The 12,650-nt window shown below is 38.7% G+C and carries 12 protein-coding genes; 4 read left to right on the top strand and 8 right to left on the bottom strand.

What is annotated here, in order from left to right; genetic code table 11:
• Window positions 1–149: 149 nt before the first annotated feature.
• Window positions 150–770 (top strand): hypothetical protein, encoded by a 621-nt coding sequence (locus NXS00_RS01705; RefSeq protein ID WP_258097380.1) that lies wholly within the window; start codon window positions 150–152, stop codon window positions 768–770.
• Here the strand turns inward: NXS00_RS01705 and NXS00_RS01700 are convergent.
• Window positions 760–1,257, bottom strand: coding sequence for a GreA/GreB family elongation factor (locus NXS00_RS01700; RefSeq protein ID WP_258097379.1), 498 nt, complete (start codon window positions 1,255–1,257; stop codon window positions 760–762). The genes NXS00_RS01705 and NXS00_RS01700 overlap by 11 nt on opposite strands.
• Before the next feature lie 56 nt (window positions 1,258–1,313).
• Window positions 1,314–3,575 carry an FdhF/YdeP family oxidoreductase gene (locus NXS00_RS01695; protein ID WP_258097378.1) on the bottom strand — a complete coding sequence of 754 codons (2,262 nt, stop codon included), beginning with the start codon at window positions 3,573–3,575 and terminating at the stop codon, window positions 1,314–1,316.
• Window positions 3,576–3,678: 103 nt separating this feature from the next.
• Between NXS00_RS01695 and NXS00_RS01690 the strand changes: the two genes are divergently transcribed.
• Window positions 3,679–4,146, top strand: a complete 468-nt coding sequence (locus NXS00_RS01690; protein ID WP_258097377.1) for a DUF6438 domain-containing protein — start codon at window positions 3,679–3,681, stop codon at window positions 4,144–4,146.
• Window positions 4,147–4,149: 3 nt separating this feature from the next.
• Here NXS00_RS01690 and NXS00_RS01685 read toward each other — a convergent pair whose 3' ends face one another.
• The 6 genes from NXS00_RS01685 to NXS00_RS01660 all read right to left on the bottom strand — a co-directional run bounded on the left by NXS00_RS01685 (window position 4,150) and on the right by NXS00_RS01660 (window position 11,282).
• Window positions 4,150–4,680 (bottom strand): hypothetical protein, encoded by a 531-nt coding sequence (locus NXS00_RS01685; protein ID WP_258097376.1) that lies wholly within the window; start codon window positions 4,678–4,680, stop codon window positions 4,150–4,152.
• 64 nt (window positions 4,681–4,744) lie between these two features.
• Entirely contained in the window at window positions 4,745–5,470 is a 726-nt protein-coding gene (locus NXS00_RS01680; RefSeq protein ID WP_258097375.1) for a tRNA threonylcarbamoyladenosine dehydratase, read from the bottom strand.
• Window positions 5,467–6,141, bottom strand: a complete 675-nt coding sequence (locus tag NXS00_RS01675; RefSeq protein ID WP_258097374.1) for a TatD family hydrolase — start codon at window positions 6,139–6,141, stop codon at window positions 5,467–5,469. Before NXS00_RS01675 ends, NXS00_RS01680 begins: the two co-directional genes overlap by 4 nt.
• Before the next feature lie 40 nt (window positions 6,142–6,181).
• Entirely contained in the window at window positions 6,182–7,354 is a 1,173-nt protein-coding gene (locus tag NXS00_RS01670; RefSeq protein ID WP_258097373.1) for a PepSY-associated TM helix domain-containing protein, read from the bottom strand.
• A gap of 146 nt (window positions 7,355–7,500) precedes the next feature.
• Window positions 7,501–8,853, bottom strand: a complete 1,353-nt coding sequence (locus NXS00_RS01665; protein WP_258097372.1) for a DUF4374 domain-containing protein — start codon at window positions 8,851–8,853, stop codon at window positions 7,501–7,503.
• 20 nt (window positions 8,854–8,873) lie between these two features.
• Entirely contained in the window at window positions 8,874–11,282 is a 2,409-nt protein-coding gene (locus tag NXS00_RS01660) for a TonB-dependent receptor (protein WP_258097371.1), read from the bottom strand.
• 219 nt (window positions 11,283–11,501) lie between these two features.
• Between NXS00_RS01660 and NXS00_RS01655 the strand changes: the two genes are divergently transcribed.
• Entirely contained in the window at window positions 11,502–12,299 is a 798-nt protein-coding gene (locus NXS00_RS01655) for an RMD1 family protein (protein WP_258097370.1), read from the top strand.
• Window positions 12,300–12,368: 69 nt separating this feature from the next.
• Window positions 12,369–12,620: a hypothetical protein gene (locus tag NXS00_RS01650; protein WP_258097369.1), complete on the top strand. Its 252-nt coding sequence runs from the start codon at window positions 12,369–12,371 to the stop codon at window positions 12,618–12,620.
• Window positions 12,621–12,650 lie beyond the last annotated feature (30 nt).

Below are 12,650 nucleotides of genomic sequence, written 5' to 3'. Positions count from 1 at the left end.
CTCGATTTTGGTTGCTAACGTTTAGTTCTTATACAAATTGTATGCACTAATCCATAAACCGTACCAGTTTGTCGAAAGCCTCACAAATAACTAATTAATGCCTTTTTCAGAATTCTTGAGATAACATATCTTGGCGCCAAACTTAACCAATGGATCAAATCAACCCATCGTATCGACTGCTTAGAAGAGCGGTTGGAATTCTTGGTATTTCATTACCAATTCTGATAGTCATAGGGCATGGTCATATCGAACGAGCCATGAGTTATTACTACTATACCAACATGAGTACCGTTTTTACGGGAGTGCTGATCACTTTTGGGTTAGTGTTATTCACCTACAGAGGAAAGGTAGTTCCTGGTGAGAAGTTTAGTGAAAATAGACTGACTAACGCAAGTGGCTTCTTTGCGTTGATTGTTGCATTAGTTCCAACTCAATTTGGGCAGCCTATCCAGGCAATTTATTATGTGCACAATGACCCAGTAAGGGGATTAATTCATAATGGAAGTGCTGTAATCTTTATTCTGCTGATGGGAATTATCGTGTTGACCAAATTTACCAAAGCGAAGTACTTTAAGCGGTTTTACCAAGTAGCAGGCTGGGGGGTGATTTTTGGTTTGATATTTACTATTTTCTCCTATGTGTACATGAGAGTTAGTCATCATCAGTTATTTCCGGGAGCAGTAATTTTGGGTCAGACAATTGCTCTATGGGCATTTGGAGCTGCCTGGTTAAGACGCGGGATTCCACACCCTGATGCTGCTAAGCAATAGCTAATATCGTCATAGGACGCTTTCTAGGGCCTAGCTCCAGTATAGCCTGTTCATTTGTCTTTTTACCGTTTAATACCTTGGCCACAGGAGCAGTAAAAGCAATTTTATTTTGTTTTACATCTGCTTCATCTACACCTACAATTTGAAATGTTTGTGTTTGGTTTTCATTGTCAAACCTCACTGTAACTTTAGCTCCAAATCGAACTTCTTCCATTTCCTTATCAAACTGAAGTAGTCTAGCAGAACTTAATCGCTCCTCAAGAAGGTTTAGTTTTCCCTTCTCAAGCTGGAGCTTGTACCGTTTTTCTTTACTGTCCTCGCTTTTAATAAGATGTTCAATTATCCCGTTGAGTTCTTCACGCTCGTCTTGTAATGCTTTTAATCCAGCAGGCGTTACATAGTTCGTTACGCCTTTGGGCAAAGGTGCTCTTGGTGGAATTAATGGAGCTTCTTCCTGATTATCTTCGTTTACAAATGCTCTGCTCATCGTATGTACAATGAATTTTTACGTCAGAATGTTCAAATAACTTTAAAATGAACAACCTAGTGATGATGATGTTGAGCAGTGATTTTCTCCATATTTATGCCAACGGACTTGGATGCAGGTGTATGACTTCTTCTTGCGCTGAGCGTTAACGGAATCAAAGGATTGGCTTCCGGGAAATACGTGGCAATACAGCCAGCAGGAATGTCATATGGCACCACTTTGAAACCTGATACCTTTCTTACTTTTCCATAGTTATTGGATAGCGCTACCGTATCCATTTTCGCCAGACCAGCTTTTTTTACGTCTTCTGGATTCATGAAAACGACATTTCTACCTCCAAAGATGCCTCTGTATCGATCATCCAATCCATAAATAGTGGTATTGAATTGATCATGTGATCGAATGGTCATCATAATGTATTGGTGACCTTCTGGAATTGCTTCAGGTAATTGGTTGATAGTGAACTTAGCCTTATGATCTGAAGTATTGAACTCACCGACTCTGGCTCCATTGGGTAGGTCAAAACCTTGTGATTTCTTCAATCGCTCATTGTAATTTTCAAATCCTTTGATGGCTTTGGCAATCAAGTCTCGGATTAAGTCGTAATCATCCACCAATCCTGACCAGTTGATATCATCGTTGCCAAGCGTAACTGCTGCGATGGAAGCAACTATTGCGGGTTCACTTAACAAGTGTCTCGAAGGAGGAGTGAGTACTCCAGCAGAACTGTGGACGACTCCCATAGAATTCTCTACCGTAATGACTTGCTCTTTTCCGTTCTGAATATGCTTGTCTGTACGACCTAAACATGGTAAAATCAACGATGTTTTACCAGGTGCAAGATGTGATCTATTGAGTTTGGTACTAACATGGACTGTGAGCTCACAATTTTGAAGTGCTTCTTCAGTGACTGGAGTATCAGGTGCTGCAGAAAGCAAATTACCACCCATAGCCATGAAAAACTTCACTTTTCCTGACTTCATGGCATCAATTGATTCTACTACGTTATATCCAGGGGATTCAGGAGGCTCAAATCCAAAGGTGTCTTTGAGCTTATCTGTCCATTCTTTGGTTGGTCGTTCCCAGATACCCATGGTTCTATCTCCCTGCACATTGCTGTGACCTCTGACAGGGCAAGTTCCTGCTCCGGGTTTTCCAATACTGCCTTTTACCAGCAGCAGGTTTACAACTTCTCGTATGTTGTCAACGGCATTGACATGTTGAGTTAATCCCATGGCCCAGCAGGCAATGATTTTATTGTTGGATTTAAGTAATTCGGCTGTTTCTAATATTTGACTTTTGGGTAATCCAGTTGCCTTAATTAATTCGTCTAATGGATAGGAGGAGAGGTCATTTTTAAGTTCTTCAAAGCCAGAAGTCTTTGATTGGATGAACTCCTGATCAAGACATTCTTCATCAACAAGGAGCAGCTTAAGCCAGGCTTTTATTAAGGCTACATCCTGGTTAATCTTGATTTGAAGGTAATGATCTGCGATTTCGGTTCCAGAACCAATCCAACCAGAAATCTTTTGCGGATTTTTGAATTTAACCAGTGCTGCTTCTTTCAATGGATTGATCACAATGATCTTAGCTCCATTTTGCTTTGCTTTTTCCAAAGAACTGAGCATTCTAGGATGATTGGTGCCTGGGTTTTGCCCAATAATGAGAATAATTTCTGAATGATTAAAGTCCTCTAAGGTGACCGAGCCTTTTCCAATACCTACGGTCTCTGTTAAGGCTACTCCGCTTGATTCATGGCACATATTGGAGCAGTCAGGAAGATTGTTGGTGCCATATTTTCTTACGAAAAGCTGATAGAGAAAGGCCGCTTCATTACTGGTTCTTCCTGAAGTATAGAATACTGCCTGGTCTGGATGATCTAGTGATTTTAAGTGATCTCCGATTAGTTTAAAAGCATCTTCCCAGGCAATGGGTACGTATTTACTATTCCCATGGCGTACGATCATTGGTTGCGCTAATCGCCCTTGCTGGCCTAACCAATAATCACTCTTGCTTCTCAAAGAATTGATGGAGTAGTGCTTGAAAAACTCTGCATCTGCCAATTTGTGTTGGGCTTCTTCAGCTATTGCTTTGACACCATTTTCACAAAACTCACCCAGCTTAGAGCGCTTTTCAGGATCAGGCCATGCACAGCCAGGGCAATCTATTCCGGACTTTTGATTAAGATCTTTTAAGACCTTCAGAGCCTTCCATGGAGGCATAGCTTCTAAAACCATTTTACTAGCAATACGAACTGCTTTTGGGCCTGCAGCGTATTTGGGTGTTTCGTCACTCGATAGATGGTTGTGTTTTGCCATGGAGGTTAAAGATAAGAACACTATTTTTATCAAATTAGACAGATTGTAGGTTCATTTGACAAACAATCAGATTTAAGACGTTAGAGACGGTAAACCGAGATTTATGAATTTGAAGAATGTAATACTTTACTGTGGAATAATTGTGATGGCTATAGCGTGTGCTAGCCAAAAGAATCAACCTCCTAAATTACTTATGGAGATGTCCAGATCTTCTTGCATGGGTGTTTGTCCAGTTTATATCATGCAAATTTATGACAATGGACTGGTACAACTTGTAGGGGAAAAGAACATTGAGCAGATAGGAACTTACAAGGCTATGCTTACTAGCGAGGAATTGATAGCTTTAAAAAAGCAGTTTGATGAAATAGACTTCTTTACTCTGGAGGATGAATATGTTAAGCGGGTTTCGGATTTACCTACCACATATATATCCTATACATTAGGTGATCAAACCAAGCGAATTAAAGATTATTATGGAGCACCAGAAGGCTTAAAAAACCTTGAGAATTACATCCAAAACTATTTGAAGGAGTTAAAGTGGGATAGTACAGAAGAAGTAGAAAACGAATAGTTGTTAATCTAATTGTAAATGATGAACATGTTCATCTATGATGTCAATTCGCTCCGTGATAATATTAATATAAGCAACTAGTTCTTTCTCAAATTTTTTGATAGCCTTTTCGTATTGTTTGATGGTTACTGCATCAAAGTCATCTCTTATAACTTTAATTTGACCACATTCTTCCTGGATAAACTCTTTAAAATTCAACGTAGTAAAGTCCGCTTCTAGCGTTTCAATATCTTTCAGCGTAGCAGCGGCTTCCTTGTCTTGAGTTTTTTCATATTTCTCCTTGACGACATAATAGAGGGTGGTGTCCCAATGATGAATATCATCTAAAAGTTTAAGGGTTTTCTCCTTTTCTACTTTGCTTGAGCAGAATTCCTGAATGCCATGGTAGTCTTTCAGCGAAATGGCTGTTTCATCCCAGTTGTATCTCAAGTCGTCAATGACTTTTACAATGCTGTACTTACGTTGAGCATTACTAGTAAATGCGATGCATAGTATTATAACTCCTAATGAGATCTTGGTCAGATTGGAAAGCATACGTTTTGGTCAGTTAGAGAACCACTAAGATAATGCCGTTTGGCGATAATCAGAAGCGATTAACTTATTCTTGATCAGTAGATAAACGTTTGATGACTTCAGCTGCCATGGTCATTCCAAACATTGCCGGCATGTAGGATATAGTACCGTAAAACGACTTCTTATAGTTAGTGCCATCCGTCTTCTTCAGGGAATGTTTTAACTGGATTTCATCTGAATAAACACATAAAACTTTTTTATCTACACCTTTGTTTTTCAGCATCTTACGTAATTGTTGGCTGAACTTACATTCTCTTGTGTTACTGATATCAGCAACCTTTATTCGAGAAGGATCTAACTTGCCACCAGCACCCATGGAAGAAATGAATTTGCACTTCATTCTACGCAAAGTTAGGATCATGGAGAGCTTTGGTAAAAAGCTGTCAATACAGTCAAGCGCAAAGTCAAAGGAATTTTCTCGTAGGAATTGATTCATCACATCTGGTTCCATGAAATGATCAATTACCCGAATATTGAGGGTAGGATTGATGTCCAGGAATCGTTCTTCCAAAACATGTGCTTTTTGTTTACCAATGGTAGAATTTAGCGCTTGAATTTGACGATTCTTGTTCGTTGCATCTACATCATCTCCATCTATAATGGTGATGCTTCCAATACCCGCACGAACAAGGGTTTCGGCAGCATAACTACCGACGCCTCCTAGGCCAACAACCAATACTTTGGAACCTTTTAATTTGTTTAATGCTTCCGTTCCAATCAATAATTCAGTTCTCTCTAACCAGTCACTCATATTCCAAAAAACGCTTTTGCGTTGTAATTCATTTGTTGTTTTAATGCCTCCAATCCAATAGTAGTAGTTTTTGATACCTGATCATAAATCTCAATAATACTAACATTAGGCATACTGTCAGTTTCCAAAAATAGGCGATCATGAGGCAATTGCTCAAACCATTCCGCATACTTTTCATCTTTTGAAGGCATTAGGGATAAATAGCATCCTTGATCAATCAATTGCCTCGCCAGGATTAAATGACGGCCATAACCATGGATGCACCAGTTGGGAATGGCAGGAAACTCTTTTTTAATTTTCAGGAATTGATCAAAAGCACGAACACAATGTATAATTACGGGCTTTTCAAGGTCATTGGCAATGGCTAACAAACTTCTTAGAATATCCATTTGAGTATTCATATCAGGGCCTTTCAGATTGTCCAAACCCATTTCTCCCATGGCCAAACATTTTTCTTGATTCAAATATGAAACCAATTTAGCTTTTTGGGTAGAAGTGACTGGCTGATCAGTCCACCAGGGATGCATACCCATCGTGAAAAAATGATAATCTTTTTGCTGACCAAGATGAACTGAGATTATTTCTTGAACTAATGGATTGTCAGCGTTTCTCATACTGTGTGTATGAAAATCAAGAATGGTAGGTTCATTAAAAAAGGTGCGCTGGCTCATGTTGTAAACATAATCATCACACCTTAAATCATAGTCCAGATTAAGCTACAGCTATACTTTTCTTTTTACGCTTAGCCTTCTTTTTCAGTTTGTTTACCCATATGATGGTTCCTGTTACGGGTAAACTAGTTGCTATGAGACAGGAAACGAAGTATATTATCTTGGAAAAAGTTCCGAAGACATCTCCGACATGAAGCGCCTTGATAGATCTTGCCACTTTCTCATTGAATGGATTATCTGAAAAAATTTCCTTTGAAATTATCCTTCCACTTCTAGAATCAAGTGTCAAGTTATCAGATGCAGGTCCAGCAAAAAATCCAGAGGAATACTTCCTAATGCTAACCGATTCTTTGTCTTCGTTAGGTAGGTCAATTCTATAGGTGCCTTTATAGGTCAACTCCGTATTAGCTATTGAAATAAGCTTTTCCGTAGATAAAGTTGGTTGACTAGAAGTTGTAGAGTCTTTAGGTGCCTTTTCTTCAGGTCTACCGCCACGTTGAGGAGCTTCCACGCCCAAAACACTTCTCAAGCCATCTCGGTACCAGTCAAAAGACCATTGTAAGCCAGTAAGTCCCATGATCAATAAAAAAATAGCTGTATAGAGACCCAGTGAATTGTGTAAATCGTGATTGATTCTTTTCCAATTGCCACTCCATTTGATTTTTAAACCTTGTCTCCAGGATTTGGCTTTTTGTGGTACCCAAATTACCAAACCTGTTAGGATAATCAGTATAAAGATAACTGTGCTCCACCCAACTATCGGTCTGCCGATTTTGGTATCTAGCATAAGCCATCGGTGTAGTCTGAACATGACCATAAAAAACTCTGAAGCTCCACTTTTGGTATCTCCCAAAACCTCTCCTGTATACTGATTCACCAGGTATGTGGTACCTCGTCGTTCGCCTTCTTTTCTCACAGAAAATTGATAAGAGACCTTGGGGTCTTCACTTATCACTACTGAAGAAGCACTGCCGTCTACAGATTCTGCTAGTTGCTTAGAAAGATCTTCTATTGAAAGGGGAGTGGCTCCACCCTCAGGCAGGTCTACTGAATACTTATGACTATTGATCGCATGATCAATCTCTTCATGAAACGTGTATACGGTTCCAGTAAAGCACACGACAAATAAAACAAGTCCTGCTCCAATACCCATCCACAAGTGAATGTCATTGAACAGTTTTCTTACACGCTTCCAGGTTGATGCTGAGGCCATATGAGGATGATTGTGAAATTAAATGTGAGGTAGAAACCCAGTACAAAATCAATAATTCAATTAACAACTAAAAGGGAAGCTTTACCAGAGGCTCATTTTTTAATGAGAATGGTAAAACTTCCCTTATATAGAATACGAATGAGTATTTAGAATGCCCCGATAAAGTGACTTCCTTCTACGTTAACTAATTCAGCACCTTTGGTTACTTCACCAGTTTCTGTATCTACCACATAAATATTTCCATTTTTACCAACTGGAGCTTGTGTTAGATAAATTTCAGATCCGTTAGCAACAAAACCTTGATATTGGAATAAGTAAAAATCAGCTTCATAAGGAATGTCTGTGATTTTTTGAGCAGTTTTAGCTTCTAAGTCTACCAAAGCAAAAAAGCCCTGTGCTCCGGCAACACCTTCTGCAGATGTAGCGTCACGATAAGCCACTACTGCTTTTCCGTTAGAAGCAGGTCTCCAAGCTAAGATGTAAGACTCTTGTGTACCCAATGCATCATCAAGACTGAAAACATAAGAATCATCGTATTGATTATTAGCATCTATCTTCAATATGTGAGAACCATTAGGATCTCCCTGATTAGCCTGGTAAACACTTCCATTGTATTCGAAAGAGTTGATGCTACGGTAACCGTTAGTATTACCATGACCTACAGCTGAAGTAATAACAGTTGGATTTAACAAAGATGGGTAGTCAAGAACGATGGTTTTAGAACCCAAAATTTCACCATTTCTATCAGACTCACCTGTTGCAGGATCTACTTTACTTAAGCGTGCACCGATGTACAATTTATCTCCAGCCGTATTCAGAGTAGGCATGTCAATTCTTGAAATGTAGTAACCCTGAGCTTCTTCTTCGTCAGTTAATTTTAAAGAACTCTCTTGAAATTCATTAATAGATGAATTGACCAAGTCTAAGGTCACAACGCCCATTGTTGCTTCATGACGTAAGTAAACATCATCAGATGCATCATCTGGTGTACCATTGTCATCAAATTGAGCTTCTGCAGAGACATAAACCGCAGATCCTGTTTGGTCACCGTCAAATAATTTGATCCATCTTGGCGCTGAACCTACATAAGGAGCAATACTTATTTCAGTACCTGTTTTGACAAAGTCTTGTCCACCTTCTACCGTGTACTTGGAGTAGTTTCCTCCTGTATCACCTGCATAGCTAATGTTAAAGATTGTGTTACCATCTTCAGATGATTGTAATCTTGCTGTTCTGTTAGAAGGAACAATAAATCCATTATCAAATGGCGCTATAGAAAAAGTAGGATCTTTGGCATCTTCACTAGAAAGTGAATAAATCAACGTTCCTCCGTTGCCATCGCCAGGGTTATCACCCATTCGAGCAGCAGCAACTGTGATCCATCTTCCATCTTCAACTTGTTCCGGATCTATTTCATTATCGTCAGTACATGCAGTATTTAAGCCAATTGTTAGCAGTATTCCTGCTAAGGTTTTATAATTCAGGTAGCTTAATTTCATATATGGTTTAATTAAAAGTGTTAAAATTTATTTATTCGATAATTGATTTTTAAATAAAAGGCTCTACCAGGTTTTTGCACTGATAGGTTATCATAGACAGGCTTGTCAAATACGTTCTTAACATCAAAACTCACTACGAATTCATTGCTTGGGAAAACATAGCTAAAGCCTAAATCTTGTGAAATCTGGGTTGGAATCTTAAAGAAATCATCACCCACAGTATTCGTCCCCTGACGGACCAGATAAGAGAACTCATCCGTGAAATACATGGTATAGAATAGGTTCAATCGAGAGTCTTCTTGGATAAGGTTTTTCAATGAATAACGCAGACTTCCATTCATGGTGAAGAATGGAGTATTTGGGACATCAATTTCGACCCCTCTGTTGATCACTTTAAGGTCAAATCGCGAAAGGTTAAAATTAAGTCCGAAGTTGTTATTGTATTCATATTCGAACTGTGCTTCAATACCTTTGGAAGTACCATTTCCTTGGTTTTCGTAAAGAATGGTTTCATCGTTTACGTTCAGCGAGGTTTCTATTGGTAGTCCAATTCTGTCTTTAATATTACGCGCAAAGAAGTTTGTTGTGATTGTGAAGTCGTGCTTTTTATAACTGAAGGTTCCTATCTTGAATCCTAAATTGTAATTATGACTCAACTCTGGTCTGATGCTTGGGTTAGCAACAACATTGTCCCCGTCATTACCAAAAACTTCACTTTCATTTGGTAGCCTAATGGCCTTTTCAGCCGAGGTAAGAATTATAACTTTAGGCAGCAGGGCATACGAGAGAGTAAAGCCATATCCATTATCCTTCACATTTGCACTGGTAATATCGTCTACTATTTCATTGGATTCTTCGTCTATTTCAGGGTCAATGTTAACAGTATTTTGCTGATAGAATTTTCCGAATACATTTGCCTTGAATCTCTCATCTAATGCTTTCATTTCGTAGGTGGCTGAGAGTATATTTTTAGTCAAATCTCTCGTTCCCCGGAAGGTATTTTCTAAAACAGACCTAAGAGCATCGCTATCTTCTCTATCAATGCTACTGTAAACATGATTGAATAAAATCTTGTGATCTTTGTTGAAGGAATAGGACAAACCCGTTCTTACTGAACCGACTGTTCGATTAATTTGAGATAGCGTAGGGCCACCTTCTTGTTGAGATCTCCAGGAATACTGGTATTCATTTCCTCTAAAATCTGTTGCTCGTTCTCCGTTCCAACTGTAGGCCCAGGAAACTGTATCACTGACTGATCGGTTTCGTTTGCCGTACAATCCATTGATATTTATATCTAAACCTTTTATGAAGAGGTCTTTTTTAGCGTAAGTAAGGTTGCCTAACATCGCATCAGACTCTAAAAAACGATCCTTATACGGAATAATGGTCATAAATGCTCCATGCTGGACTTCTTTATAATCACTAGATCCTGTGACTCCAATTAAGAATTGATCAGCCCACTTGACATTGGTGAAGCCAATTTGAGTCATCCCACCGGTAGATCTGTAAGCGTCATTAAACCTTCTCGCTGTTATTGGCGTTTGCACACCACCTAAGCCAGTTACGACAACACTTCGTCCGGATACCTTGTAGTCATTGTCCGAGTAATTGTGAAATATTGAAGCCTTAACGGTAAATCCCGAATCATCAAATCGATAAAGCCCATTCGCACTTGCTTGAAAGGTATTGAAAGAGCCATAAGAGACAGATGCATTAAAATTGGTTTTGGTTTCCTTATGGAGTACGATGTTAATCGCACCCCCAAGTGCATCATCAGACAAATGTCCAGGAACAACCCCTTTGTATACTTCGATTTGTTTGATCATGGAAGGAGGTATGCTGTTCAGGTTGAACGAATTTCCATAGGTGGATATAGGAATGCCGTCGATGAATATTCTAACAGAACTGCCAGAAAGACCATTTAAACTGTAACTAACATTTGATCCTAGTCCTCCGTTTTGACGAATTTTAACTCCGACTGTTGTATTCAGCAATTCGTTTGTTTGAATACTTCTTAAGCTTGCCTCTTTCGTTTCAACAACATTTACCGAAAATCCCTTGGTTTCAATTTCCCTCTTTACTGATGCGCCTTCTACTGTTACCTCCGAAAGAACGCTTGCCTCAGCTTTTTTAACCTTGATATTCAGCTTGTTTGATGCAGAATTGACCTTGATTTGTTGAACCTTATTATCTATTTCAATACTACTAATTTCTAACTGGTAGTTACCATAAGGAATATTGGTTAATTCAAACCATCCATTTTCAGATGTAAGAGTGTGATTTTTTGTTTTGGCTAAATTGATAGTCGCGTACGCAACTGGTTGTCCATCTTCAAATAAGATTTGACCAGAAAGAGTACCCGTTTGAGCATACATTTCTAGAGGTATGATGAACATACCTACTACGATCAGGACTAAATTTCTAAACATTTACTTCTACGGCTATTAACTAGTCTTATTCTTATTTAGACTAATTAAAAATAATAATGCAAAAGTAAGTTTGACAATTACTTGATCCTATCACTACCAGTAGGGAAATACATAGCTCCAATCACTAGAAGTAGTGAGAATCACATTAGAATATCATTAGAAACATTCTCTTTTTCTAATCTATAATTTTTCTATTACGTATATCGATCCAATTACGTAATGGATACTACCAATTCAGGTCTAAACTATGCAGGGTTTTGCATAGCAGACAAGATCGATTTAGTTGGCTACAAACTTCAGTTTCCTGACATGTTAGTGGCTTCAACTTCTAAAGAATTATACTATCAGTATAGTGCTACTAAGTATTTGTATTTGCTCAGCTATGGCGTGGCTGTATTTTCAGATATGAGTGTTTCCGAGATCTCTGCACACATTGAACGCATTAAGCCGTATTGTTCTAATTCAAGAGAATCATTAAAGGAAGATGAGTTTAAAGTTAAGGTTGCTGATCAAGAAGGGATGATTGAGTTAACCTTTGATGCCTTGTCTTTGGGGCGTTTTGATCACGCGGTAAATAAGATGATCATGATGCACCTGGCACAGTCCGTGGCATTGGATTACTACAATGGTATGAGTCAGTCGCTCTTGAGTGAACTCAAAGACTATACCCAATACATGGAAATACATGGTAAGGTGAAATTGAGTCATAAAAAGGCATTGAAATTTATTGGAAAGAGCTTAAATGCGAAGAACAGTATTGCTCAAAACCTCTATATTCTTGATAGTCCTGAGACAGCATGGGAAGATGAATATTTGGATCGTTTACATAACACGCTCGCCAAACACTTTGAACTAGTACAACGCTATCGAGAGATAGATAGTACGCTGAAGATCATTGAGGATAACTTGGAAGTGTACATTTCCTATAATCACCATAGAGAAAGCAGTCGTTTGGAATGGATCATTATCATATTGATCATCATTGAAGTGATCGATACGTTTGCAAGCAAATGGTAAAAATCTGAAGTGGGAATTGCGACCAATAGATATCAGTTATAACTTGCCTGTTCAACTAATTGTAATTTTATGTTTGACGGTTCTGATTTTCCTAAATCTCTAGATGAAGAGGTGTTTGATGAATGGCTGGAAAAGGGGAGGCAGAGTAAAATCAGTTACAGCATACTCTTGATTGTATGGGATGCCTTTGAGAACAACTATGTGCCAGTCTATACCGAAAACAGAACTGAGCTAGCCAAGTATGAGAAATATCAAACAGCTACTGGAAGAGAGTCTTTAGTAGCTGCATATGACTTGTATAGTGAGTCCAGGATATCATAAAGAAGGCCAACCTGATGGCTGGCCTTTGTT

The organism is Marinoscillum pacificum (genome assembly GCF_024714495.1).
Lineage (GTDB): Bacteria > Bacteroidota > Bacteroidia > Cytophagales > Cyclobacteriaceae > Marinoscillum > Marinoscillum pacificum.
The sequence above is the reverse complement of the archived record's forward strand: the minus strand, read 5'-3'. Positions and strand labels throughout refer to the sequence as shown.

Bases quoted from the DNA above. Each gene is read 5' to 3' on its own strand.
- NXS00_RS01705 (WP_258097380.1), top strand. From the start codon at position 150: ATGGATCAAATCAACCCATCGTATCGACTGCTTAGAAGAGCGGTTGGA.
- NXS00_RS01700 (WP_258097379.1), bottom strand. From the start codon at position 1,257: ATGAGCAGAGCATTTGTAAACGAAGATAATCAGGAAGAAGCTCCATTA.
- NXS00_RS01695 (WP_258097378.1), bottom strand. From the start codon at position 3,575: ATGGCAAAACACAACCATCTATCGAGTGACGAAACACCCAAATACGCT.
- NXS00_RS01690 (WP_258097377.1), top strand. From the start codon at position 3,679: ATGAATTTGAAGAATGTAATACTTTACTGTGGAATAATTGTGATGGCT.
- NXS00_RS01685 (WP_258097376.1), bottom strand. From the start codon at position 4,680: ATGCTTTCCAATCTGACCAAGATCTCATTAGGAGTTATAATACTATGC.
- NXS00_RS01680 (WP_258097375.1), bottom strand. From the start codon at position 5,470: ATGAGTGACTGGTTAGAGAGAACTGAATTATTGATTGGAACGGAAGCA.
- NXS00_RS01675 (WP_258097374.1), bottom strand. From the start codon at position 6,141: ATGAGCCAGCGCACCTTTTTTAATGAACCTACCATTCTTGATTTTCAT.
- NXS00_RS01670 (WP_258097373.1), bottom strand. From the start codon at position 7,354: ATGGCCTCAGCATCAACCTGGAAGCGTGTAAGAAAACTGTTCAATGAC.
- NXS00_RS01665 (WP_258097372.1), bottom strand. From the start codon at position 8,853: ATGAAATTAAGCTACCTGAATTATAAAACCTTAGCAGGAATACTGCTA.
- NXS00_RS01660 (WP_258097371.1), bottom strand. From the start codon at position 11,282: ATGTTTAGAAATTTAGTCCTGATCGTAGTAGGTATGTTCATCATACCT.
- NXS00_RS01655 (WP_258097370.1), top strand. From the start codon at position 11,502: ATGGATACTACCAATTCAGGTCTAAACTATGCAGGGTTTTGCATAGCA.
- NXS00_RS01650 (WP_258097369.1), top strand. From the start codon at position 12,369: ATGTTTGACGGTTCTGATTTTCCTAAATCTCTAGATGAAGAGGTGTTT.